Source organism: Streptomyces sp. NPDC057900, from assembly GCF_042887885.1.
In the GTDB taxonomy this organism is placed as follows: Bacteria; Actinomycetota; Actinomycetes; order Streptomycetales; family Streptomycetaceae; genus Streptomyces.
This window is the reverse complement of the sequence record NZ_JBHVOI010000006.1, coordinates 119,329-140,428: the sequence shown is the minus strand read 5'-3', so window position 1 is coordinate 140,428 and position 21,100 is coordinate 119,329. Positions and strand designations below refer to the sequence as shown.

Below are 21,100 nucleotides of genomic sequence, written 5' to 3'. Positions count from 1 at the left end.
GCCGGATACCGCACTGCCCCCGTGCCCGCCGGAACGGGAACAGGGGCAGTGCGGGCCTACGGGCCCCCGGGTACGCGTTTCGTCACTCGGTCTCGACGAAGGGCGGAAGATCGGGTTCGACGAACAGCCCCTGGTAACGCGGTGTCGGTACCGCCTCGACACGGCCCGGGGCCTCGGCCACCGGGCCTGCGGCGCTCTCGTCCGAGCGCCGCTGGGCCTGGCGGGGCGGGGTTTCAGCCATCGGGTCTCCTGTACATCGCAGTTGCTGTGAGAGCCCCGTGGCCGGCCGGTCCGTGGACAGCGGCGACGACGGGGGTGTGGCATCGTCCCGGTCCCACACCCACCAGGGCACCGGTATATCCGACGAGGCTTGCAGAGACTATCCGTTGCCGCTGGTCCGGCCGTCGGCACCGTCGCCGGTGCGCCCCGTGTTCGCCTTCACGGCCGCATCAGTACGCGACGACCGCCCACACCAGCGCCGCCGCGACGGCCGCCGCGTAGCAGCCGGCGGCGGCCCGCACGACGGACACGCGGGTGTGTGGGCTCCACGATGTCATGGCCAGGAGGCGTGCCAGTACCGGGAGCACCAGGACGGCGTGCAGGCTGACGCCGTGCAGGGGCTTGACCGAGGCCGTGGAGGCGTATCCGGCCAACTGATGCCCGGTGCGGGTGAGATACACCCCGCGCGCGATCATGGCCGCACCCGACAGCAGCCCGATGAGGAGAATCCCGCAGCCGGCCCGGAGCGCGAGCGCCATGCCGGGCGGTCCGCCGGGCCGCCGGAGGAACGCGGCGGCGGAGAGCGTGGAGAGAATGACGACCAGCCCTCCCCCGCCGACGGCCAGCGTCATGGAGACGCCGGCGTCGAAGGCGGTCTCCATGTTGAAGTGGGACGGCACATGGCGCCAGGCCTGCACGGTGATCCCGGCGACCTCAAGTACACAGTCCGCGGCGAACAGCCCCAGCAGCACGGTCCGGGCGCGGACGCCGATCCGCAGGTAGGAGGAGACCCAGGCGATCGCGATGAGTGTCAGGCCGAAGGAGAGGCCGAACGTGACGGGCTTGCGCCAGGACACCGGGCCGTCCCAGGAGCCGCCGTCGACGAGCAGGACGACGAGGTGGACCAGCCCCGACGCGATCAGTGCGGCCCCTGTCGCGTAGCAGAGCCCCTCGGCCGTGCGTACCTCGCGCCGACCTCGCAAGGGCGCGGCCCGGCCGGGAACGCGGCCGTCCGCCCATCCGGCCGGGGCTGTCGCTGTCGTCCGCTTCTCCATGTGCCGCAGGATCCCCCGGCGCGCGCCGGCACGTCGTCGTACACCGGAAGGCGGTGGCCGTACGCCCGGTGGAGTAGCGGCGGGCAGGGCGCGGGGGACCCGACGGGCACACGCGGACGGTCGGTACCTCGCCCCCGAGGTACCGACCGCTCCCACGCCGTTGACGGCCTTCAGGCCGCCTGCTTCTTCATTGACGTCAGGTGGGCGAAGACGACCACGTTGGCCGAGTAGCCGTTCTTCTTGTCGAAGCGCCCGCCGCACGTCATGAGTCTGAGCTCCGGGCGGTTGGTGGTGCCGTACACCTTGTCGTCCGGGAAATCGTCCTTCGTGTAGGTCTTGACCTCGTCGACGGCGAAGACCGCGGTACGCCGGTCGGCCCTGGAGACCCTCACCTTGTCGCCCCGGTGCAGGGCGTTGAGGTTGAGGAAGATGGCCGGCCCCGTTTCGGTGTCGCGGTGACCGACGATCAAAGAGGTCCCCGCGTCACCGGGTGACGGTCCGTTCCGATACCAGCCCACCACCCTCGGCCTGCTCAGCGGCGGGGCACCGAGGTGCCCCTTGGCGTCGAGGCCGAGACCGATGACCGGGGCCTCGATGAAGATGCCGGGAACCGCGATCTTCACCGGCCGTGAGGGGGACAGCGGCAGGTGCTCGACGCGCTGCGCCGGCAGGTCTCCACCGCCCGCGGCGTCGCCGCCGTAGGCGGTGGAGACCGACGGGTCGTCGGACGAACTCGCCCAGACGATGCCGGCCATCAGCGAGGAGAACACGCACAGTGTCATCGTGAGACGGCACGCACGGGTCGGCCCCCGCCGTCGTCTGCGGGGCCTAGGCCTCGTTGCGGGCACGGCGTCGTGCGGCTCGGCGGGCCATCACCAGACCTGCTGCCCCGACCGTCCCGGCGGCCAGCGCGGCAGACGTACCGACGCTCCAGTCGCTGTCGGAGCTGAGGTTCGTCATGTCCGGAACGCCGCCGCCACCGGCGGGCACCCCACCGGACGGCTTCTCGTAGTTCGACTCGGCGGCGGAAGCGGACGAGTCGCGGTCGTTCCTGTCCGCACGGCCACCGTTGTCGGCCGGCTTGGAGCAGTCGACCCGGAAGCTCTTCTGCTTCGGGCCCGCCGGGACGATCCACACCAGCTGGTACGTGCCCTCGGGAAGCAGGTACTCCTGGCTGCGCGCCGATCCGTTCACGAGAGGAAGGGTGCTCTGCAGGGTGTCGCCCGGCGGGACGGTCGGGGGCTGCGCGGTGATCGTCCAGGGAACCGCCGGGAACGACTCGAAGTTGCTCGCGTTGAGGACGAACTTGCAGACCTCCACGCCGTCCTGGCCGCGCGAGTTCCAGCCGACCGAGCGGATGTCGATGTTGCCGCTGTCGCCGGGCGCGGCGTAGGCGGCGGATGCTCCAGCCAGCGTCGCTCCGGCGATGGCGACCGCGGCGACTGCGGCACCCCCCGCACGGACACTGCGGCTACGGACGGAAGCGGAAATACGCATGCTGAACTCCTTCAAACCGAGACGATTGTCGTACTGATCGATTGATCGCCTAAGAGATCGCATGAATGAGTGCGAAAATATGACTTAACACACCGGAAAAGCCGACTCGTACCCTGAGCAGCCGATAACGAGCCGGTGCCAGAGGGCCGTGCGGGCGATACCGGACCGCCTGCCGGTGGCCGCGCCACGGGTTCCAGCCGCAGCCGCCCGGCCGGCCAGGGAGGTGGCTCGGCCGGGCCGAACCAGACGCGGGCCTCCTCCCCGGTTCGGACGGGCAGCCGGGGGAAATCGTTCTCGGCGTGCTCGGTGCGGTGCAGCGCGTTACCCGGATTCAGGTGCCGGGCGGCGTACGCGTCGAAGGCTGCCGCGTCGGCGGGGTGGCAGACGGTCGCGAACACTTCACGGGCGCCGGGCGCGGGCGTGAAGCCCGGACCGCGCAGCAGCAGGACGTCGTCGCTGTCGACCATGGTGGCGTTGGCCGCGTCGCGGTGCTCCCGCCAGACCGGGCCGGTGTAGAACGCCTCCAGCGCCCGCCTGCGGTGCGCCATGTCGGGGAACGCGCGCAGCCAGACGAAGCGGTCCGGGTCATCGAGGTCACGGAACCGGCCTCCAACGGTGATCCCGACCGCCTGCTGACCGACCACGAACTCGCGCTCGAACAGCTCGATCAGCGTCTCCCGGGCTCCGGGACGCAGGGTGTACTGGCGGAGTTCGACGACGCTCATCCGCCGGCCTTCCCGGTGCGGGTGAGGTCCATGGTCCAGTTGAGCTCCCAGGAGCGGCCGTCGTCGGCGGAGAACTCCTGCTCCCAGCGGGCGGTGTCCCGGCCGAGGCGGTACCAGGCGAAGTGCACGCGGACGGGTCGGCCGTCGTGGGTGTCCGCTCCGTGGAAATCACCGCGGTCACCGGTGAACCCGCCGATCAGCGGCGGATACAGACGGCCCGTCCGGCTGTCGGACCAGTGGAGGGACCACTGCTCCGTCTCCCGGTCGAACAGCCGCAGGGTCACCCCCCGCAGGTCGAGGGTGGGAAAGCTGATCTCGTCGATGTTGCCGGCGCCCCCGAAGAGCGGCCGGACCACCGCGTGGCCGGGGAACTCCACCCAGGTGCCGGGGCCCGGGCCGAGCGGTGCGGTGAGACGGCGGTTGGCCACGTCCCAGGAGCCGTGCAGGAAATCGAAGTCGTCCATGCGCCGCAGGTTAGGGCCGGTCCACTGACATCCACTGTCAGTGGATACTGAGCGGCATGCGTGCGAGTCGGCTGGTCACCCTGCTCCTGCTGCTCCAGGACCGGGGCCGGATGACGGCCCGGCAGCTGGCCGGCGAACTGGAGGTCTCCGTACGGACCGTCTACCGAGACGTCGAGGCGCTCGGCGCCGCCGGTATCCCGCTGTACGGAGACGCCGGACACGCTGGCGGCTACCGCCTGGTCGACGGCTACCGGACCCGGCTCACCGGACTGACCGCGGATGAGGCGCAGGCCGCGTTCCTCGCCGCGCTCCCCGGCGCCGCCGCCGAGCTCGGCCTCGGCGAGGCGCTCGCCACCGCCCGGCTCAAGCTGCGGGCGGCCCTTCCGGCGGAGCTGCGCGAGCACGCCGCGCGGATCCAGGAGCGCTTCCTGCTCGACGCCCCCGGCTGGTACGGCGACGCCGACCGTACGCCTCACCTGACCGCTGCCGCCGCCGCGGTGTGGGCACGGCGGGCGGTGGTGCTGCGATACCGGCGCTGGCGGGCGCCCGAGGAGATCGAACGGCGGGTGGAACCGTACGGGCTCGTACTCAAGGCCGGCCGCTGGTATCTCGTCGCCGACGGGCCATCCGGGATCCGCTCCTACCGGATCGACCAGATTCTCGAACTCCAGCCACTGGAAGAGGAGTTCACCATCCAGGACGGGTTCGACCTGACCAGGCACTGGAACAGCTATCTGGCCGGTTTCCGAGCGCGGCTGCACACCGGGGAGGCCCTGCTACGGCTCACTCCGGAGGGCGCACGCCGCCTCGGCGTCACCCCCACCGGTGACGGGTGGACGGAGGCCCGGGTGCCCATCGAGTCGGTCGACCACGCCCACGGCGAGTTCCTCCGGCTGGGCGCCGATGTCGAGGTCGTGGCACCGGCTGAACTCCGCGACCGTATCGCCGAGACGGTACGGACCCTGGCCGGCCGCTACGAAGCGGGGCCCGGGGCAGGAGGTCCTCCAGGCCGGGGCGCCGCGCCGGCCGCGCCGGTGAGCAGCCGGTAGGACATGCCCCGGCCGGGAGACTTCAGACTTCCGTCTCCCCCGGCCCCTCGGTGCCGAACTGTTCGGCCCGCAGCGCGAGGTCCTGCAGCACATCGGCGGACGACACGTCCGTCTGGCCGGAGTCGTGCACCTGCGCCAGCATCGCGAACGCCAGGGTGAACGCTCCGACCAGTTGCTCCACCGCACCGCCGACCTCACGGCCGACGAGGCCCACCACGTCCTCGATCGTGGCGTCCTCCGGGATCGCGATCCGTGGCATCGTCTCGTTCAGGAGGGCGGTCACCACGGTCGAGTCGTTGCTGGGGTCACCGCGGTCAGGGTTCTCCTCCAAGAGCCTGCGCATCTCGCCCGCCTCTGTGAGGATGCCGATCACACGCTTCACGACTTCGCTCTGCTCCATCCCGCGAGCATAGGTGCAGGCGCGACGGCAGACGAGGACCAGCGTCCATGTCACGCGTGATCTGCGCGGCCGGTGCACGGCTCTTGGCCCCTGACGCCCTTGGGCCCAGACTGACCCGATGACACAGCGTGTGGATCTCTCGACCGTGATGGACCGGATCTCCATCGACGCGGTGATCACCGGCTACGCGGTGGCGGTGGACGACGGCGAATGGGCGGACTATCTGGCACTGTTCACCCCGGACGGCCGCGCCGACTACCGCACCGCGGGCGGTATCGAAGGGCCCGCCGCCGAGGTGGCGCAATGGCTCTCGCAGACCATGCTGCTCTTTCCCGTACGGCAGCACCTGATCGTCAACCGCCGGCTCGACCTCCAGGATCTCGGGGGCTACCCGGGTGACGGCGCCCGGGTCCGGGCCGACTACATGAACCCGATGCGGCTCGGCGACGACACCGGTGGCGCCGGGAGCGGTACCGACGGAGACCGTCCGACCGCGCCGAATTTCGTCTCCGGTGGGCGCTACGCCTTCGAACTGGTCCGTACGGAGGGCGGCTGGCGCATCCGGGGCGTGACCGTTCACGAGAAGTGGCGGAGCATGACGGGCGCCCTGGCCGCCGACTGATCCGCGCCGGTCCGCTTCCGCTGCCCCACACTGGGGGAGAACACGGAGACGGGTTCCCGAGGGACCGGGCGGCGCGGGCAGGACGATGCGGGCAGGACGAGGAGGCGCTCCATGTGGACCGGGGCCGGGCAGCGGCGCGAGTGGGGCGAACGGATACTCGGATCCGCCGTGTGGCGTGGTGGAGTCGCGCTCCTCGCCGGCGCGCTGCCGGCGCTGGCCTTCCCCGCTCCCGCGCTCTGGTGGTTCGCGTACGTGGCCCTGGTGCCGTTGCTGTTGCTGATCCGGTCCGCCGGCACGGGCCGCAGGGCGGCCGTCGACGGGTGGCTCGGCGGCACCGGATACATGCTGGCCGTGCACCACTGGCTGATGCCGAGTCTCCATGTGTTCATCGTGGTGCTGGCGGCGCTGCTCGGTCTGCTGTGGGCTCCGTGGGGCCTGCTCGTCTCCCGTGTGCTGAGCGGGCGGCTGTCCGGTACGGCGGTGGCGGTGGCCGTGATCGTGGTGCCGTGCGGCTGGCTGGTGATCGAGCTGGCCCGCTCCTGGGAGGCGCTCGGCGGCCCGTGGGGGCTGCTGGGCGCGAGCCAGTGGCAGGTGGCGCCTGCGCTCCGGCTGGCCTCCGTGGGTGGGGTGTGGCTGGTGAGCCTGCTGGTGGTGGCGGTGAACACGGCGCTCACCGTGCTGCTGGTGGCCTCGGCCGCCCGCACGGCGGCGGTCGTCTCGCTCGTGGCAGGCGCCGTGCTGGTGGGCACGGTGTGGGTGTGGGCGCCCCGGCCGGAGCGGTCGGGGGTGGCGCGGATCGCCGTCGTGCAGCCCGGCGTGATCGAGGGGCCCGGCAGTGTGCAGCGCCGGTTCGCCCGCAGTGAGGAGCTGACGCGCTCGCTGGCGGGCCGGAATCTCGACCTGGTCGTGTGGGGCGAGAGCAGTGTCGCGGTGGATCCGGTCCGGCGGCCCGATGTCGCGGCCCGGATCGCGGCGCTGTCGCGGCTGGTGGGCGCGGACGTGCTGGTGAACGTGGACGCCAGACAGACCGACGCTTCCGGCCGGACCGGCATCTTCAAGAGCGCGGTGCTGGTGGGTCCGCACGGGCTGACCGGGGACCGTTACGACAAGATGCGGCTCGTTCCGTTCGGCGAGTACATCCCGGCCCGTTCCGCGCTCGGCTGGGCGACCTCGATGGGCAGGGCCGCGGGCGAGGACCGGCTGCGCGGCGCCCGGCAGGTGACGATGGCGCTGCCGGGTGCGGACGGGCCGCGCATCGGCCCGCTGGTCTGTTTCGAGTCCGCGTTTCCCGATATGAGCCGCCGGCTGACCCGGGACGGTGCGCGGGTGCTGGTCGCCCAGTCCTCCACGTCGTCGTTCCAGCACGGCTGGGCACCCGCCCAGCACGCCTCGCTCGGCGCGCTGCGGGCCGCGGAGAACGGCCGCCCGATGGTGCACGCCACGCTGACGGGCGTCAGCGCGGTGTACGGCCCGGAAGGCGAGCGGGTCGGGGATCCGCTCGGTACGGGCACGAGCGGCGCCGAGGTGTTCGACGTGCCCATGGCGAGCGGCACCACGCTCTACGTCCGGCTGGGTGACTGGCCGCTGTACGGCGCGCTGGTGGTGCTGGCCGGGTTCTGCGCGTTCGCGGGCGTACGGTCCGTGCGCGGCAGGTCCGGCCGGTCCGTTCCGCTGGGTGCGCTCTCCTCGGGCGGCGGGGGCCCGGACGGAGCCTCCGCGGTGACCGGGTCCGCGCGGTGACTCATGAGCGGGTGTGCGTTCAGAACGTGTTACGGGCCGGACCGTTGACGGCGACGATGTCGCCCATGGCGTCGACGGTGAGGGCGATCCGTTCGACCTTGTTGGTCACGCCGAGCACCAGCCACACCACGCCCCACAGGAAGCAGCTGAAGACCGTCAGGACGGCGTGCAGCACGTGGTTCAGGGGACGGCCCCTGACCATGACGACCTGGGTCTCGGAGCGGGACTCCACGCGCCAGCCGCTCGCGATCCGCTGGCTGACCGCCCAGTCGAGGATCAGGCCGCGCCGCGTCGCGTCGGGCGGACGGCCGTCCGCCGAGTAGTAGCCGGGCGGGGGCTGGAGCGCGCTCCAGCCCTGGGGCTCGTGGCGGGGTTTCACGAGGTCACCTCCGCGGGCCGGGGGTCCATCTCCTCAGCCTGCATCGCCCCCGGTCCGCACGCATCCCCAGGAGCGGCGACCGGCGTCGCGACCGGTCCCGCGCGGAGCCCTACGCGCAGTCGAGGTCGCGCAGGACGCGCTCGCACAGCTCGTGCGTCTCCAGGGCGTCCCGGGCGCTCGGCGTCCGCCCGTCCCGCACGGCGTCCAGGAACGTCCATACGCTCTGCTCGATGCCGCGCTGGCGGGCCACCGGCACCCAGTCGCCGCGCCGCCGTACGCTCGGCTGGCCCTTGTGGTCGATCACCTCCGCGAGGTTGACGACCTCGCGCTTGGAGTCCTGGCCGGAGATCTCAAGGCGCTCCTCCGTCGAGCCGCTGAGCCGGTTCATCGCCCCGATGGCGGTGAAGCCGTCGCCGGACAGCTGGAGCACGACGTGGTGCATCAGGCCGTCGCGGATCCTGCCCCGTACGACGGTGTGCTCGACCGGGCCGGGGACCAGGAAGCGCAGGGTGTCGACCACGTGGATGAAGTCGTCGAACACCATGGTCCGGGGGTCCTCCGGCAGCCCGACCCGGTTCTTCTGCATGAGGATCAGCTCGCGCGGGTGCTCGGCGCACTGGGCGTAGCCGGGCGCCAGCCGGCGGTTGAACCCGACGGCGAGGCCGACCCCGCGGGCCTCCGCCAGCTCGACCAGCCGCTCGGACTCCGCGAGTCCGTAGGCGAGCGGCTTGTCGACGTAGGTGGGGACACCGGCCTCGATCAGCTGGCCCGCGATCTCCGGATGCGCCGCGGTGGGGGCATGTACGAATGCCGCGTCCAGTCCCTGGGCGAGCAGCGAGCCGAGGTCCGTGTGGCACTGCGCGGCGGGGATCCGGTGGGTCTCCGCGACGGCGGCCAGGGTGGCGGGGGTGCGGGTCTGCAGATGCAGTTCGACCCCCGGCAGGGTGCTGAGTACCGGCAGGTACGCCTTCTGCGCGATGTCTCCGAGCCCGATGCAGCCGACCTTCACAGGGTTTCCCTCTCGCTGTTCAGCGCCGTGCGTCGCGGTTCTCGTCCGTGGTGGTCCGCCGCGTTTGTACGACCGGCGCGTCGTTCGTCCCGGCAGCATACGTGTGCTGCGGCGGGCGCCAGTCGGCGATGCCGTCGAACGTGCGCAGCACGAGACCCGGCCCGAACCGGGAGGCCGTGGACATCGTGAAGTCGCGCAGCGCGACGGAGACGGGCCCGGACAGGCGCATCAGCCGCGAGACCTGTGCCGCCTTGCGGACGATGGCGGTGGTCCGGGGCAGCCGCTCGGCGGTGTACGTGGCGAGGCCCGCGCCCAGGTCCGTGCCGGGTGCGACGTGGTGGGCGAGCACGATGGCGTCCTCGATGGCCTGGTTGCCGCCCTGGCCCAGGGTGGGCGCCATGGCGTGGGCGGCGTCCCCGACGAGCGCCGTGCGGCCGCGGTGGAAGGCGGGCAGCGGGTCTGTCATCTGGTGGACGTCGTTGCGCAGAACGCCTCCCGGCGCTGCGGCTTCGATGATCCCGCGGATCGGCCGGTGCCAGTCGCCGAACCTGCGCAGCAGTTCGGCCCGCTCGTCGTCCGCGGCACGCGCACCCGCGGGGGCGACCGCCGCCGCGTACGCGTAGATCCGGCCGTCCTTGAGCGGCTGGGTGCCCCAGAGCGCGCCGCGTCCCCAGGTCTCGTGCGGGGCGAAGGGCTCGGCGGGCGCGGGGACCAGGACGCGCCAGGTGGTGAAGCCCGCGTACGAGGGGCCGGGGTGGTCCGGGAAGAGGGTGCCCCGTACGTCCGAGTGGATGCCGTCGGCGCCGATCACGAGCTCGGCCTCGACGGTCCCGTCCGGGGTGCCGATCACGGCGGGCCGGCCGCCCGCGGTGCCCGGGTCCACGAGCCGGGCCGGGCAGCCGGTGCGGACGGCGGACGCGGGGAGCGCGGCGGCGAGGCGGTCGACCAGGGCGGCCCGGTGCAGCAGGACGAGCGGACCGCCGAACCGCTCGGCCGCGGCGGCGCTGTCGGTCCTGGCGAGCCAGCGGCCGTCCGGTGAGCGCATGCCGCCCTCGCCCTGCCAGGCGGCCAGGGACCTGATCTCGTCGCCGAGGCCGATGACGTCCAGGGCGCGCTGGGCGTTGGGGGCGAGGCTGATGCCGGCACCGACGGGTTCCAGCGACGCGGCCCGTTCCACCACGGTGACCTGCCATCCCGACCGGTGCAGGGCCACCGCCGTCGTGAGTCCACCGATTCCGCTGCCGATGACGACCGCACGGGGTGCGCGCATGACTTCTCCTCGATCCCGACACCTGAACTACAGCTGTAGTGACAACTCCAACGTACTACACCTGTAGTACCGGCGGTAGGTTGATCCCATGGCCACACGCACCACCGGCTCCGCCCGTGCCGATCTGATCACCGACGCCGCGCTCGACCTGCTGGCCGAACGCGGCATGCGGGGGCTGACGCACCGGGCGGTGGACGAACGGGCCGGGCTCCCCCAGGGCTCGACGTCCAACTACGCCCGCACCCGGCAGTCCCTGCTGGAGGCGGCGGTGCGGCGGCTGGCGGAACGGGAGGCCCGCGTCCTGGCACCCGGCGAACTCCCGGCACCCGGCGCGGCACCCGACCCGGCCGCCGCGCCGTCCACGTCCACCGGCCAGGCGCCCGGCGCCTCCGCGCCCCCCGGCCAGGACGCGCTGATCGCCGGTCTGGCGCTGGCCCTGCACCGCTATCTGACCCGCCACCCCGAACTGCTCGTCTGCCGGTACGAACTCGCCCTGGAGGCCACGCGCCGCCCCGAGCTGCGGGCGTTCTTCGACGCGACGGGCCGGCAGTTCCGCGAACCGCTGGTCGCGCTGATGACGGCGGCCGGGTCACCGGAGCCCGAACGGCACGCCCTGTCCCTGGTCGCCTGGTGCGAGGGGCTGATGTTCTCGTGCGCGGCCGGCTCCTACAGCCGTTCCGTGCCTTCCGAGGCCGAACTGCGCACCGGCTTCGGCGAGCTGCTGCGCGGGATGCTCGGGCACTGACGCACAGGCACCGGGCCGTGGCGACACGCGGGGTGCCGCGCTGACCGGGGTCACTCGTGCGGATCAATCCGGGGGTTCCGGCCCGCTCGACGGCCGGTCGGCACCGCAGAGTTGATCAGGTGCATCGAACCAGTACCACCGTGAAGCTCCTGGTCGCCGTGGCGGTCACGGCCCTGTCCGGGTGCGTGTCCGTGCAGCCCCGGCCGAGCGCCCCGCCCATCCCCTCGCCCCGCCCGGCCGCCCAGGATCTGGCCCCGCAGATCGGCCGCCCGCCGGTCCACGACGTCCTGGAGGCCGTCCCGGACCCGAAAACGTCCACCGCCTCGGCCTCCGCGACCGCCGGCACCGGCCGGGCGTCCGCCGCCCCTCCGGCCGCGCGTCACACCGGGCCCCGTGCCGTACCCCGCGCCCCGCAGCCCCGGCACGACCCCGGCGCGGCGCACCCCCGGCCGCCGCGCGGGGCCGCGCCCCCCGCGCCTCCCGCACCGGCCCTGCCGGCTCCGGTCACCGGGACGGATGTGTGCGCGCTCGGACGGGGATACGGGCACTGGCCGGCGGGAAGTCCGCAGTCACGGATCTGCGACCGCACCTACGGGCACTGACCCGGCGGGCCGCGCCCGGAGCGCCGCCCGCCGGTTCCCCCTCAGAGCTCCCGCAGACGCAGCTCCAGCCGCCCGATGGCCGCCCGGACCCCGCCCCCGTAGCCGTCGTCGGCCCCGTCCTCCGCGAGCACCCCCGAGGCGTCCCGGGCCCGGTCGAGATGGATCCGGGCCGCCGCCGGGCGCCGGAGCTTCACGTAGTCCGCCGCCAGGTTGAGGTGGAGCGACGGATAGAAGGCCCGCACCGCGAGCGCGTCGCCGTGTTCCGCGACGCGCTCGTCGGTCAGCGCCCGCGCGGCGGCCAGCGCCCGCAGGTCCCAGACCAGCTCGTCAGCGGGGTCGTCCTGGGTGTCCGCCATGTAGTGCGCGAGGGTGCACCGGTGCAGGGCGTCACCGTCCGCGCCGATCTCCGCCCAGAGGAGGCCGAAGCGGTTGCGCGCCTCCTCGCGGTCACCGCCGTGCAGCAGCATGACCGCCTGGCCGATTCTGGTCATGACGACGTCCCGCGACGCCTCCTGCTGCTCCGTCACTGCGGTCTCCCTCGTACCCGTCCGCCTGCGACCGGCCGGATCCATGAGGTTCCGTACGGTTGCAGACCGTTTCGGATGATTCCGGCCGGTTCGACGCTAACCGCAGCGGCGCACAATCGCACCCAGGATCCGGCGCGCCATCAGCCCAGGTCGGGGATGCGCCAGTCGATGGGCTGGTGTCCCTGCGCGGCGACGGCCTCGTTGATCTGGGTGAAGGGGCGGGACCCGAAGAACTTCTTGGCCGAGAGCGGCGAGGGGTGCGCGCCCTTCACCACCACATGGCGCTCCTCGTCGATCAGCGGGAGCTTCTTCTGCGCGTAGTTGCCCCAGAGCACGAAGACCGCCGGGTCGGGCCGGGACGCGACCGCGCGGATCACCGCGTCCGTGACCTTCTCCCAGCCCTTGCCCTTGTGGGAGTTGGCCTCGCCCGCGCGCACGGTCAGCACGGCGTTGAGGAGCAGCACGCCCTGTTCGGCCCACGGCATCAGATAGCCGTTGTCCGGGACCGGCAGGCCGAGCTCCTCCTTCATCTCCTTGTAGATGTTCCGCAGGGACGGCGGGGTCCTCACGCCGGGGCGCACGGAGAAGCACAGCCCGTGCCCCTGGCCCTCGCCGTGGTACGGGTCCTGCCCGAGGACCAGGACCTTCACCTTGTCGTAGGGGGTCGCTTCGAGCGCGGCGAACACCTGCCCCCGGGGCGGGTAGACCGGTCCCGCGGCCCGCTCCTCCTCGACGAACTCGGTGAGCTCCTTGAAGTACGGCTTCTGCAGCTCTTCGCCGAGGACGCCGCGCCAGGACTCGGGCAGCTGGTCGGTGTCGGTCACGTCAACAACCTCCGGTAAGCAATCAGTTCTTGATCCCAGAACTTACCGGCGACCACTGACAACGCGGCCGGGAGCCTCCTGGCCGCGCTCTCCGGAGGGGCCGCGAGCGGCCCGCCGGGCTACCAGCTCGCCTTGCGGTACAGCTCCCACATCTGCATGACCGTCTGCGGGTCAAGGGCCCGTTCGCCGCCGCCGATGTCGTCGCCGGCCGCCACGTACAGCTTGCCCTGCCACAGCGGCAGCAGCCGGACGTCGTCGACGAGGGCCTTCTGGGCCACCTCGAACTGCTGGCTGACCGCGCCCCGGTCGCTCTCCTTGCGGGTCTGGGGCAGCACCTGCTTGGTGATCTCGTCCTTCGCGTACGGCATGCCCGTGATGCTGTCCTTGCCCACGAAGGGGGCGATGAAGTTGTCCGGGTCCGGGAAGTCGGGGAACCAGCCCCGGCCGAAGACGGGGTACTCGCCCTTGGTGAAACCCTCCTGGAAGGTGTTCCAGGGCCGGCTCTTCAGCGTGATCCTGAAGAGGCCGGAGGCCTCCAGCTGACGCTTGAGCTCGTCGAACTCGGGGGCCGTCGAGGATCCGTACCGGTCGGTGGTGAACCAGAAGGTCATCGCCACGGGCTCGGTGATACCGGCGTCCGTGAGGATCTTCTTGGCCTTCTTCCGGTCCGGGTCGCCGAAGGTGTCGAAGAAGCTGGTCGTATGGCCGGCGATGCCCTTGGGCACCATGGAGTAGAGCGGTTCCGCGGTACCCCGGTAGACCTTGGCGACCAGCGCGTCCCGGTCGACCAGCTGGGCGATCGCCCGCCGCACCGCGGGCTTCCCGGCGGCCGGGTCCTTGGGGTTGAAGACCAGAAAACGGATGTCGGCGCCGACCGACTCGACGAGCTGGAGGTTGCTCTTGTTGTCCTGGCCGTCCTCCAGGCTGACCACCTCCTCCGCGGACAGCCCTCGGTAGGTGGCGTCGATCTCGTTCTTCTTGAGCGCCTTCACCATGGCGCCGGACTCCTTGAAGTACCGGATGGTCACGGCGTCGTTCTTGCGGTCGGCGAAGCCCTTGTAGTCGGGGTTCTTCACCAGCTCCGAGCGGTCACCCTGCTTGTACGCGTCCAGCAGGTACGGCCCGGACCCGGTGACCTTGCCGTCGTCGCGGATCTTGTGTGCCGAGTACTCGCCCGGTGCGACCAGCGACATGGCGGGCGTGGCCAGGATGAACGGGAAGGTGGCGTCCGGCTTGGTCAGGTGGAAGACGACCTCAAGGTCACCCTTGGTCTCCACCCGGTCCAGCGAGCCGAGCATGCCGACCGGTCCGCCCTTGACCGCGATCGTCCTGATCCGGTCTATGGAGTACTTCACCGCCTCGGCGTCGAGCTTCTCGCCGTTGGAGAACTTCAGACCCTCGCGGAGCGTGCAGCGGTACGCGGTGCTGGTGGTGTCGGTGAACTTGCAGTGGTCCGCGGCGTCCGGCTCCGGGCTCGTACTTCCGGTGGGGAAGCTGACCAGGGTCTGGAACACATTGCGCATCAGTTCCCAGGAACCGTCCCACGCCGCCGCCGGGTCGAGGGTGGAGGGTTGGCTGGTCGTCCCGACAGCTAGCTTCTGCTCCACATCCGAACCACTGTCGGACAACAGACCGCAGCCGGCCAGCAGAGACAGGGAAGCAAGGGCTGCAGCGGCCTGCAGACTGGCCCGGTAGAACACGTGCACGCTCCTCGATCAGCCATGGGTCGGCAGACCATACCGCAGCGCCCCGCCGGGTCAATCCGCAGGACCGGCGGGGCACTTGAGTCAATCAGGGCCAAACCCGCTCAGGCCGTTCTCAGCCAACGCCCGCGTTCAGGAAAATCCCGCCGTCGACCACCAGGGTCTGCCCGGTGATCCAGTCGGACTGTTCCGACGTGAGGAAGGCCGCGGCGCCACCGATGTCCTCGGGAACACCGAGCCGTCCCAGCGGGTAGGGCGCGGCCGCCTCCGCCTCGCGGCCCTCGTACAGGGCCTGGGCGAACCTGGTCTTCACGACCGCGGGGGCGATCGAGTTGACCCGCACGACCGGCGCGAACTCGTGCGCCAGCTGAAGGGTCAGGTTGATCATCGCGGCCTTGCTCATGCCATACGCGCCGATGAAGGGCGAGGCGGAGACGCCCGCCACGGAGGCGATGTTGACGATCGCCCCGCCGTTCTCCTTCTGCCACGCCTTCCAGGTCTGCTGCGCGAAGCCGAGCGCCGAGATCACGTTCGTCTCGAAGACCTTGCGGGCGACGTTGAGGTCGAGCTCGGCCATCGGCCCGAAGACCGGGTTCGTACCGGCGTTGTTGACCAGGAAGTCGACCCGGCCGAACGCCTCCATGGTGCGCTCGACGGCCACCGCCTGGTGCGCCTCGTCGTGCGCCTTGCCCGGCACGGCGATGACGCGCTCGGAGCCGAGGGTCTCCACGGCCTCCTTGAGCGCGTCCTCGCCGCGTCCGGTGATGCACACCCGGTCGCCTCGGGCCACGAGCGCCTGGGCGATGCCGTAGCCGATGCCCCGGCTCGCGCCGGTGATCAGCGCGACCTTGCCACTGTCCTGCACAGTCATGATGTCCGCAGCCCTTCGGGTCAGTTGAGCGGTCCGCCGGCGACGTACATGACCTGGCCGGAGACGAAGCCCGCGTCGTCGCCCGAGAAGAAGGCGATGGCGTTGGCGATGTCCTCGGGGAAGCCGACGCGCTGCACCGGGATCTGGGTGGCGGCCGCGGCCTGGAACTCCTCGAAGCCCATGCCGACCCGGGCGGCCGTCTGCGCGGTCATCTCGGTGACGATGAAGCCGGGGGCGACGGCGTTGGCGGTGATGCCGAACTTGCCGAGCTCCTTGGCCAGGGTCTTGGTGAAGCCCTGGAGGCCCGCCTTGACCGCGGCGTAGTTGGCCTGGCCCCGGTTGCCCAGCGCCGAGGAGGAGGACAGCGACACGATCCGGCCGAACTTCTGCTCCACCATGTGCCCCTGGACGGCCTTGGCCATCAGGAACGCGCCCTTGAGGTGCACGTTCATCACGGTGTCCCAGTCGGACTCGCTCATCTTGAAGAGCAGGTTGTCACGGAGCACGCCCGCGTTGTTGACGAGGATCGTCGGGGCACCGAGCTCGGCGGCGACCCGCGCGACGGCGGCTTCCACCTGGGCGCTGTCCGACACGTCGCAGCCGACGGCGAGGGCCCGGCCCCCGGCGGCGGTGATCTTCTCGACGGTGTCCTTGCAGGCCGCCTCGTCCAGGTCGAGTACGGCGACGGCGCGGCCCTCGGCCGCCAGGCGTACCGCGGTGGCGGCACCGATGCCCCGTGCCGCTCCCGTCACGATGGCTACGCGCTGCTCGGTGGTGGACATGCTTGGTTCTCCTCGCCCTTGGATCGCGGCTCAGCGGACGTCAGGCACATTCCCTGCGAAATGGTTCCCGATAGCTGAGCAACCGCTTAGTACCTTCTCCGGTCGAGACGCTAGAAGGCCTGGCACCCGGTGTCAACGGCCCACGGACGCAGCGGCGCATGTCACACCGGGATCAGCGGACCAGAAGGTCGAGCAGCCGTTCCACCTCGGCCGCGGGGTCGGTGGTGAGACCGCTGTGCACGGGGCTCGGCTGGATGACGGTCGAGCGCGGGGCGATCAGCCAGCGGAAGCGCCGCCCGGCGTCGTCGCCCGCGGCCTGGCCCGCCTCCGTACCGCCCCGGCAGATGCCCTCGATGCCGTGCAGCGCGGCGCGCACGCCGGTGACGTCGGCGTCGGGGTCCAGCGCCTTGAGCTTCACCTCGTCGAGTTCGGTGCGGGCGGCGACGAACCCCTTCGCCCGGCAGTAGACGACCACGCCGGCGTTGAAGAACTCGCCGCGCTGGACCCTCGGCACCACGCGCAGCAGGGCGTACTCGAAGACAACACGCTCAGTCACGGCCGGCCGCTCTCGTCGCTGTTCTTGGTGTCACGCCTCGGGGCGAGGCGTTCGGTGAGCCAGCCCGGGGCCTGGGACGGCTTGTCGGCGGTGGGCTCGTCCAGGGTGATCCGCTCGCTGATCGTCGCCGCCCGCGCGAGCAGCGCCTCCACGTAGGCGCGCCGGAGCTGATCGGTCGAGTCGAACCCGGGCTCGTCCACCAGCCACTCGTCGGGCACGTCGGCGGCTACCTCGGTGAGCAGTTCCTCGGTGACCAGCGGGGCGAGCTCGGCGGCGGCCGCGGCGATGTCGGGGCCGAACGGGGCCAGCGCGTGGTCCGAGGCGTTGTAGGCCTTGGCGGCGGAGGCCTGGGCGCCCGGCCAGTTGTGGTGCCAGATCATGGTGGCGCCGTGGTCGATGAGCCAGAGGTCGCCGTGCCAGATCAGCATGTTCGGATTGCGCCAGGACCGGTCGACGTTGTTGATCAGCGCGTCGAACCAGACGACGCGCCCCGCCTCGCGCGGATCCACCTGGTAGGCGAGCGCGTCGAACCCGAGGGAACCGGGGAGGAAGTCCATCCCGAGGTTGAGGCCGCCACTCGCCTTCAGGAGCTCCTGGACCTCCTGGTCGGGCTCGGCGAGACCGATGACCGGGTCCAGCTGCATCTGTACGAGATCGGGGACGCGCAGCCCGAGCCGGCGGCCGAGCTGTCCGCAGATCACTTCCGCGACCAGCGTCTTGCGTCCCTGACCGGCACCGGTGAACTTCATGACGTACGTGCCGAAGTCGTCGGCCTCGACGATCCCCGGAAGCGAACCGCCCTCACGCAGGGGCGTGACGTACCGGGTCGCGATCACCTCTTTGAGCATTTCCCAGGCCACCTGTCTCTTCAGCCTTGTCATCCGTGGAGGCTCCGGTGGGACACAAGGAAGGATCCACCGGTTGGCGGCGCTGAGGAAGAACCCGGGAGGTCTCGGCCGGCGAGCCGCTCCCCCGCTCCCCGAGCGGACCGTCGACGGTGCCGCGCCCCTTGCCGCCGGCCTCCGGCGTGAAGTGAACATAGTAGCCGAGCGTGATCGCCCGCGAGGAGTGCCCGAGCCACCGGGATGGGCGCGGCTACCGCTTGGCGGCGAGGAGTGACCTGGCCGCGGTCACCGCACGGCCCGCCGGGGCGGATAGCATGTGCGCGTCTCGTCTCATTCTCATTGCTGAGGAGCGGGTGGTGTGCCGGGAAGCCTGGTCGGCGACGTAGCTGTCGTGCGCCCGGAAAGGCTTGCCGTGTCCGTCGCTTCTCGTGTCCGCCGGTCCGGCGTGCGACTCGTCGTCGACAGAGCCACACCCCGTGTGCCGCGCAAGCCGAACCCTCGGTGCCCTGTGGGCGCCCCGCCTCGGTCTGCCCGGCAGCTTCGACTGGATGAGAGTTCAGAGATGTCCCCGCAGCGCCCCTCGTCGCCGCCTCCCGCCATACCCCATGAATCGGTGATCCAGCAGGTGCTCGCCTGCTTCGACGCCTATGCCCGTATCCAAGGGGCGCGCGACAGCATCCTGCCGGCCTCCCGGGTCACGCCCAGGGAGGAGCAGCGGGCCTTCGACGACCTCCGGCACGCCATCGAGCGGCTCCGCGACACCACCGAAGCGGACTGATCCTCAAGTGGACTGACTCCCGGTCTTCCCGTCCGCCGACGACGGCAGCCTGGCCTCGACCGCGTCGAGCAGCAGCTCAAGCGCGAACGGATAGCCGCTGAACCTCATCTCGTGGGCCAGCAGACGCACCGTGGCGACGATGTGCGGGTAGGCGTCCGCGTCCAGCCGGCCGTAGCGGTCCTGCCACACCTGGAGATCGGCCTTCTGCGCGGGGGCCGGCAGCGCGAGGGCGGCCGCGTCCAGGGCCGCGAAGGCGAGGGCCTGGTCCACGAAGGCGTGATAGACGCGGACCGCCTCCCGGTCGCCGAAGCCCGCGGAGCGCAGCACCCCGAGGATCGTCTCCACGGCCCGCCGCTCGTTGTCCCGCCCGGTCGTCCGGTGTGCGGCCAGCAGCGCTGCCTGCGGATGGGCCCGGTACGAGGCCTGGATGCGCAGACCCAGCTCGCACAGGTCGAAGCGCCACCGACCGGTGGGGCTCCAGCCGCGCTGCGAACGGCCGATGAGCTCGTCGGCGACCGCCAGCAGCAGTTCGTCGGTGTTGCGGAAGTAGCGGTACAGCGCGCTGGGGTCGGCGCCCAGCGCACCGCCCAGCCGGCGGACCGTCAACGCGTCCGCTCCGTGCTGCCCTACCAGGCGCAGCGCCGTCTCCACGATGACCTGTTCGGACAGCACAGTGCCCTGTTTCGTCGGCCGTCTGCGCCGTCGCTGCGGCTCCGGAACCACCCGCTCAACCATGGCCCGGAGCTTATGACAACACCATTGACCTGTGAAGGAGACGGCGGGTTTCATGACCAGCCATCCAGGCTCTCCAGCCCCCTTCCCCAGGCAAGGCGACGATCCGTTGGCAGCAGTAGTGAAGAATGCGAATCCCGGGCCGGGCAGTGGCGCCGAGGCGCCCCGGACCGCGATGCGGAAGTCCATAGGCGTCGTCGACGGCGTCGTTCTCGCCGCTTCCAGCACGGCGGCCACCAGCAGCATCGGCATCGGGCTCGGCCTCATGGCGGGCATCGTCGGCCTGCATCTGCCGGCCATCATGCTGCTGGCCTTCCTGCCGGTGCTCGGCATCGCCGGCGGATACGGGCGGCTCAACCGCAGCGAACCCGACGCCGGCAGCAGCTACAAGTGGGTCGGCGGGATATTCAGCCCCTGGCTGGGCTTCCTGACCGGCTGGGTCAACGTCGTCGGCACCGTCGTGTTCATGGCCTACACCACCACCGTGACCGGCTCGGCGATCATCCAGCTCCTGCGTCAGGCGACCGTCGACAGCGTCGCCGGGCTCTCCCTCGATCCGGACTCGACCCTGCAGTCCACGCTCCTCGGCATGGCCGTGCTGCTCGCCGCCTCGCTGGTCGCCGTGCGCGGGCTGGACCTCGCCGCGCGTCTCCAGAAGTACCTGCTGGTCTTCGAGTACGGCGTGCTGATCGCGTTCTGCGTCTATGGCCTGTTCGCCGGGGACCAGCCCTTCTCGCTCACCTGGTACGACCCCTTCGACATCCCGTCGGCCGAAGCACTCGCCCAGGGCATGATGCTCGCAGTCTTCTGCTACTGGGGATTCGAGTCGGTCTTCAGCGTCGGTGAGGAGGTCGGTGATCCGCGCGACGCCTCCCGCGGCGGGTTCATCGCCCTGGTCGTCATGCTGCTGCTCTTCCTGCTGGCCGGCACCGCGTTCCAGCGGGTCCTGCCGCTGGACGAACTGGCCGACAACGGCGCGCAGGGGCTCGCCTACTTCGGCACGAAACTCGCGGAGCAGCCACTGGCCGCGCTGCCGCTCGTCGCTCTCATGTTCTCCGCGGTGGCCTCGCTCCAGGCGTCGGTCATCCCCACCGCCCGGGGGATGTACGCGATGGGCCGCGACGGTGTCCTCGGCCCCGTCTGGACGCGGCTGCATCCCAAGCACCGGACCCCGGCCGCCGGGACCCAGCTGATCACCGCGATCGCGCTGCTCCTGGCCGTGCTGTCGCTCGTCATCCCCACCGTCAACGACTTGATCTTCGCCGCCGTCAACGCGATCGGCATCGTCGTCGCCCTCTACTACGCGCTCACCGCCACCGCCGCCGCGGTGCGTTTCCGCCATCTGCTGCGCACCTCGCCCCTGGAGGCGCTGCGCGCGGTCGTCGGGCCGCTGCTCGGCGCGCTCGTGCTGCTCGCCACCGGCGCCTACCTGACCTGGACCTTCTACACGTCCACCGACCACTTCGAGGTCTCCGCGGACAACGGCTGGTTCGCCCTGCTCGTCCCGGTGCTGATGATCGGCTCCGGGCTGGTGGCTGCCGCGTGGGCCCGCTGGCACCGCCGGTCGCCGTACTTCACCCGAGCCCGCACTCCGGACGCCGCCGACGCTTCGCGGGAGGCCGGCGCATGACCTGATGGCAACGCCATGGCGCGGGGCCGCCCGAGCCGTCCGCACGACGCCCCGTCTCACCTCGCATCCCTTCTCA

General features: G+C 71.4%; 25 protein-coding genes. 7 read left to right on the top strand and 18 right to left on the bottom strand.

The window, feature by feature from the left end:
* Positions 1–82: 82 nt before the first annotated feature.
* The 6 genes from ACFVQ0_RS23385 to ACFVQ0_RS23360 all read right to left on the bottom strand — a co-directional run bounded on the left by ACFVQ0_RS23385 (position 83) and on the right by ACFVQ0_RS23360 (position 3,960).
* The gene (locus ACFVQ0_RS23385; protein ID WP_390090972.1) at positions 83–241 is read right to left on the bottom strand and encodes a hypothetical protein; all 159 of its coding nucleotides are present in this window, start codon (positions 239–241) and stop codon (positions 83–85) included.
* 208 nt (positions 242–449) lie between these two features.
* On the bottom strand, positions 450–1,274 hold the full coding sequence (locus tag ACFVQ0_RS23380) for a hypothetical protein (RefSeq protein ID WP_390090970.1): 825 nt from the start codon (positions 1,272–1,274) through the stop codon (positions 450–452).
* Between the two features lie 170 nt (positions 1,275–1,444).
* Positions 1,445–2,056: a class F sortase gene (locus tag ACFVQ0_RS23375; RefSeq protein WP_390090968.1), complete on the bottom strand. Its 612-nt coding sequence runs from the start codon at positions 2,054–2,056 to the stop codon at positions 1,445–1,447.
* A 46-nt stretch (positions 2,057–2,102) separates the two neighbouring features.
* Positions 2,103–2,771 (bottom strand): hypothetical protein, encoded by a 669-nt coding sequence (locus tag ACFVQ0_RS23370; protein WP_390090966.1) that lies wholly within the window; start codon positions 2,769–2,771, stop codon positions 2,103–2,105.
* Positions 2,772–2,782: 11 nt separating this feature from the next.
* Complete coding sequence (locus ACFVQ0_RS23365) at positions 2,783–3,496, bottom strand: NIPSNAP family protein (protein WP_390090964.1); 714 nt, start codon at positions 3,494–3,496, stop codon at positions 2,783–2,785.
* A complete protein-coding gene (locus tag ACFVQ0_RS23360) occupies positions 3,493–3,960 on the bottom strand; it encodes a hypothetical protein (RefSeq protein WP_390090962.1) in 468 nt (155 codons plus the stop codon). Before ACFVQ0_RS23360 ends, ACFVQ0_RS23365 begins: the two co-directional genes overlap by 4 nt.
* A 56-nt stretch (positions 3,961–4,016) precedes the next feature.
* Here ACFVQ0_RS23360 and ACFVQ0_RS23355 point away from each other — a divergent pair, with 56 nt between their 5' ends.
* Positions 4,017–5,009, top strand: a complete 993-nt coding sequence (locus ACFVQ0_RS23355) for a helix-turn-helix transcriptional regulator (protein ID WP_390090961.1) — start codon at positions 4,017–4,019, stop codon at positions 5,007–5,009.
* A 22-nt stretch (positions 5,010–5,031) separates the two neighbouring features.
* On the opposite strand, the gene ACFVQ0_RS23350 is transcribed toward ACFVQ0_RS23355, so the two are convergent.
* Positions 5,032–5,409: a hypothetical protein gene (locus ACFVQ0_RS23350; protein ID WP_390090959.1), complete on the bottom strand. Its 378-nt coding sequence runs from the start codon at positions 5,407–5,409 to the stop codon at positions 5,032–5,034.
* Between the two features lie 118 nt (positions 5,410–5,527).
* On the opposite strand from ACFVQ0_RS23350, the gene ACFVQ0_RS23345 reads away from it, so the two are divergent.
* Together ACFVQ0_RS23345 and lnt are read left to right on the top strand one after the other, a co-directional pair.
* Positions 5,528–6,031 carry a nuclear transport factor 2 family protein gene (locus ACFVQ0_RS23345; protein ID WP_390090957.1) on the top strand — a complete coding sequence of 168 codons (504 nt, stop codon included), beginning with the start codon at positions 5,528–5,530 and terminating at the stop codon, positions 6,029–6,031.
* Between the two features lie 111 nt (positions 6,032–6,142).
* On the top strand, positions 6,143–7,771 hold the full coding sequence (lnt, locus tag ACFVQ0_RS23340; protein WP_390090955.1) for an apolipoprotein N-acyltransferase: 1,629 nt from the start codon (positions 6,143–6,145) through the stop codon (positions 7,769–7,771).
* Between the two features lie 19 nt (positions 7,772–7,790).
* On the opposite strand, the gene ACFVQ0_RS23335 is transcribed toward lnt, so the two are convergent.
* The 3 genes from ACFVQ0_RS23335 to ACFVQ0_RS23325 all read right to left on the bottom strand — a co-directional run bounded on the left by ACFVQ0_RS23335 (position 7,791) and on the right by ACFVQ0_RS23325 (position 10,429).
* Positions 7,791–8,150 (bottom strand): hypothetical protein, encoded by a 360-nt coding sequence (locus tag ACFVQ0_RS23335; RefSeq protein WP_390090953.1) that lies wholly within the window; start codon positions 8,148–8,150, stop codon positions 7,791–7,793.
* 109 nt (positions 8,151–8,259) lie between these two features.
* Positions 8,260–9,159, bottom strand: coding sequence for a Gfo/Idh/MocA family protein (locus ACFVQ0_RS23330; RefSeq protein WP_390090951.1), 900 nt, complete (start codon positions 9,157–9,159; stop codon positions 8,260–8,262).
* Between the two features lie 19 nt (positions 9,160–9,178).
* Complete coding sequence (locus ACFVQ0_RS23325) at positions 9,179–10,429, bottom strand: FAD-dependent monooxygenase (RefSeq protein ID WP_390090949.1); 1,251 nt, start codon at positions 10,427–10,429, stop codon at positions 9,179–9,181.
* A gap of 88 nt (positions 10,430–10,517) precedes the next feature.
* Here ACFVQ0_RS23325 and ACFVQ0_RS23320 point away from each other — a divergent pair, with 88 nt between their 5' ends.
* Together ACFVQ0_RS23320 and ACFVQ0_RS23315 are read left to right on the top strand one after the other, a co-directional pair.
* On the top strand, positions 10,518–11,174 hold the full coding sequence (locus ACFVQ0_RS23320; protein WP_390090948.1) for a TetR/AcrR family transcriptional regulator: 657 nt from the start codon (positions 10,518–10,520) through the stop codon (positions 11,172–11,174).
* Between the two features lie 119 nt (positions 11,175–11,293).
* Positions 11,294–11,776: a hypothetical protein gene (locus ACFVQ0_RS23315; protein WP_390090947.1), complete on the top strand. Its 483-nt coding sequence runs from the start codon at positions 11,294–11,296 to the stop codon at positions 11,774–11,776.
* A gap of 41 nt (positions 11,777–11,817) precedes the next feature.
* On the opposite strand, the gene ACFVQ0_RS23310 is transcribed toward ACFVQ0_RS23315, so the two are convergent.
* The 7 genes from ACFVQ0_RS23310 to ACFVQ0_RS23280 all read right to left on the bottom strand — a co-directional run bounded on the left by ACFVQ0_RS23310 (position 11,818) and on the right by ACFVQ0_RS23280 (position 17,887).
* Positions 11,818–12,303, bottom strand: coding sequence for a hypothetical protein (locus ACFVQ0_RS23310; protein WP_390090945.1), 486 nt, complete (start codon positions 12,301–12,303; stop codon positions 11,818–11,820).
* Between the two features lie 140 nt (positions 12,304–12,443).
* Positions 12,444–13,127 (bottom strand): uracil-DNA glycosylase, encoded by a 684-nt coding sequence (locus tag ACFVQ0_RS23305; protein ID WP_390090943.1) that lies wholly within the window; start codon positions 13,125–13,127, stop codon positions 12,444–12,446.
* Positions 13,128–13,246: 119 nt separating this feature from the next.
* Positions 13,247–14,827, bottom strand: coding sequence for an ABC transporter substrate-binding protein (locus ACFVQ0_RS23300; RefSeq protein WP_390090941.1), 1,581 nt, complete (start codon positions 14,825–14,827; stop codon positions 13,247–13,249).
* Between the two features lie 118 nt (positions 14,828–14,945).
* Complete coding sequence (locus tag ACFVQ0_RS23295) at positions 14,946–15,701, bottom strand: SDR family oxidoreductase (protein ID WP_390090939.1); 756 nt, start codon at positions 15,699–15,701, stop codon at positions 14,946–14,948.
* Positions 15,702–15,721: 20 nt separating this feature from the next.
* Positions 15,722–16,483, bottom strand: coding sequence for a 3-oxoacyl-ACP reductase FabG (gene fabG / locus ACFVQ0_RS23290; protein ID WP_390090937.1), 762 nt, complete (start codon positions 16,481–16,483; stop codon positions 15,722–15,724).
* 172 nt (positions 16,484–16,655) lie between these two features.
* Complete coding sequence (locus ACFVQ0_RS23285) at positions 16,656–17,039, bottom strand: DUF3037 domain-containing protein (RefSeq protein ID WP_390090935.1); 384 nt, start codon at positions 17,037–17,039, stop codon at positions 16,656–16,658.
* Positions 17,036–17,887, bottom strand: a complete 852-nt coding sequence (locus tag ACFVQ0_RS23280; protein WP_390091357.1) for a HipA family kinase — start codon at positions 17,885–17,887, stop codon at positions 17,036–17,038. Before ACFVQ0_RS23280 ends, ACFVQ0_RS23285 begins: the two co-directional genes overlap by 4 nt.
* 559 nt (positions 17,888–18,446) lie before the next feature.
* On the opposite strand from ACFVQ0_RS23280, the gene ACFVQ0_RS23275 reads away from it, so the two are divergent.
* Entirely contained in the window at positions 18,447–18,662 is a 216-nt protein-coding gene (locus ACFVQ0_RS23275) for a hypothetical protein (protein WP_390090933.1), read from the top strand.
* 3 nt (positions 18,663–18,665) lie between these two features.
* On the opposite strand, the gene ACFVQ0_RS23270 is transcribed toward ACFVQ0_RS23275, so the two are convergent.
* Positions 18,666–19,397 (bottom strand): TetR/AcrR family transcriptional regulator, encoded by a 732-nt coding sequence (locus ACFVQ0_RS23270; RefSeq protein WP_390090931.1) that lies wholly within the window; start codon positions 19,395–19,397, stop codon positions 18,666–18,668.
* A 172-nt stretch (positions 19,398–19,569) separates the two neighbouring features.
* Between ACFVQ0_RS23270 and ACFVQ0_RS23265 the strand changes: the two genes are divergently transcribed.
* Entirely contained in the window at positions 19,570–21,024 is a 1,455-nt protein-coding gene (locus ACFVQ0_RS23265) for an APC family permease (protein WP_390090929.1), read from the top strand.
* Positions 21,025–21,100 lie beyond the last annotated feature (76 nt).

What these genes read in the sequence shown, in the direction of transcription:
- ACFVQ0_RS23385 (WP_390090972.1), bottom strand. Translation starts at nt 241, where the DNA reads ATGGCTGAAACCCCGCCCCGCCAGGCCCAGCGGCGCTCGGACGAGAGC.
- ACFVQ0_RS23380 (WP_390090970.1), bottom strand. Translation starts at nt 1,274, where the DNA reads ATGGAGAAGCGGACGACAGCGACAGCCCCGGCCGGATGGGCGGACGGC.
- ACFVQ0_RS23375 (WP_390090968.1), bottom strand. Translation starts at nt 2,056, where the DNA reads ATGACACTGTGCGTGTTCTCCTCGCTGATGGCCGGCATCGTCTGGGCG.
- ACFVQ0_RS23370 (WP_390090966.1), bottom strand. Translation starts at nt 2,771, where the DNA reads ATGCGTATTTCCGCTTCCGTCCGTAGCCGCAGTGTCCGTGCGGGGGGT.
- ACFVQ0_RS23365 (WP_390090964.1), bottom strand. Translation starts at nt 3,496, where the DNA reads ATGAGCGTCGTCGAACTCCGCCAGTACACCCTGCGTCCCGGAGCCCGG.
- ACFVQ0_RS23360 (WP_390090962.1), bottom strand. Translation starts at nt 3,960, where the DNA reads ATGGACGACTTCGATTTCCTGCACGGCTCCTGGGACGTGGCCAACCGC.
- ACFVQ0_RS23355 (WP_390090961.1), top strand. Translation starts at nt 4,017, where the DNA reads ATGCGTGCGAGTCGGCTGGTCACCCTGCTCCTGCTGCTCCAGGACCGG.
- ACFVQ0_RS23350 (WP_390090959.1), bottom strand. Translation starts at nt 5,409, where the DNA reads ATGGAGCAGAGCGAAGTCGTGAAGCGTGTGATCGGCATCCTCACAGAG.
- ACFVQ0_RS23345 (WP_390090957.1), top strand. Translation starts at nt 5,528, where the DNA reads ATGACACAGCGTGTGGATCTCTCGACCGTGATGGACCGGATCTCCATC.
- lnt (WP_390090955.1), top strand. Translation starts at nt 6,143, where the DNA reads ATGTGGACCGGGGCCGGGCAGCGGCGCGAGTGGGGCGAACGGATACTC.
- ACFVQ0_RS23325 (WP_390090949.1), bottom strand. Translation starts at nt 10,429, where the DNA reads ATGCGCGCACCCCGTGCGGTCGTCATCGGCAGCGGAATCGGTGGACTC.
- ACFVQ0_RS23320 (WP_390090948.1), top strand. Translation starts at nt 10,518, where the DNA reads ATGGCCACACGCACCACCGGCTCCGCCCGTGCCGATCTGATCACCGAC.
- ACFVQ0_RS23295 (WP_390090939.1), bottom strand. Translation starts at nt 15,701, where the DNA reads ATGACTGTGCAGGACAGTGGCAAGGTCGCGCTGATCACCGGCGCGAGC.
- fabG (WP_390090937.1), bottom strand. Translation starts at nt 16,483, where the DNA reads ATGTCCACCACCGAGCAGCGCGTAGCCATCGTGACGGGAGCGGCACGG.
- ACFVQ0_RS23280 (WP_390091357.1), bottom strand. Translation starts at nt 17,887, where the DNA reads ATGCTCAAAGAGGTGATCGCGACCCGGTACGTCACGCCCCTGCGTGAG.
- ACFVQ0_RS23275 (WP_390090933.1), top strand. Translation starts at nt 18,447, where the DNA reads ATGTCCCCGCAGCGCCCCTCGTCGCCGCCTCCCGCCATACCCCATGAA.
- ACFVQ0_RS23270 (WP_390090931.1), bottom strand. Translation starts at nt 19,397, where the DNA reads ATGGTTGAGCGGGTGGTTCCGGAGCCGCAGCGACGGCGCAGACGGCCG.
- ACFVQ0_RS23265 (WP_390090929.1), top strand. Translation starts at nt 19,570, where the DNA reads ATGCGGAAGTCCATAGGCGTCGTCGACGGCGTCGTTCTCGCCGCTTCC.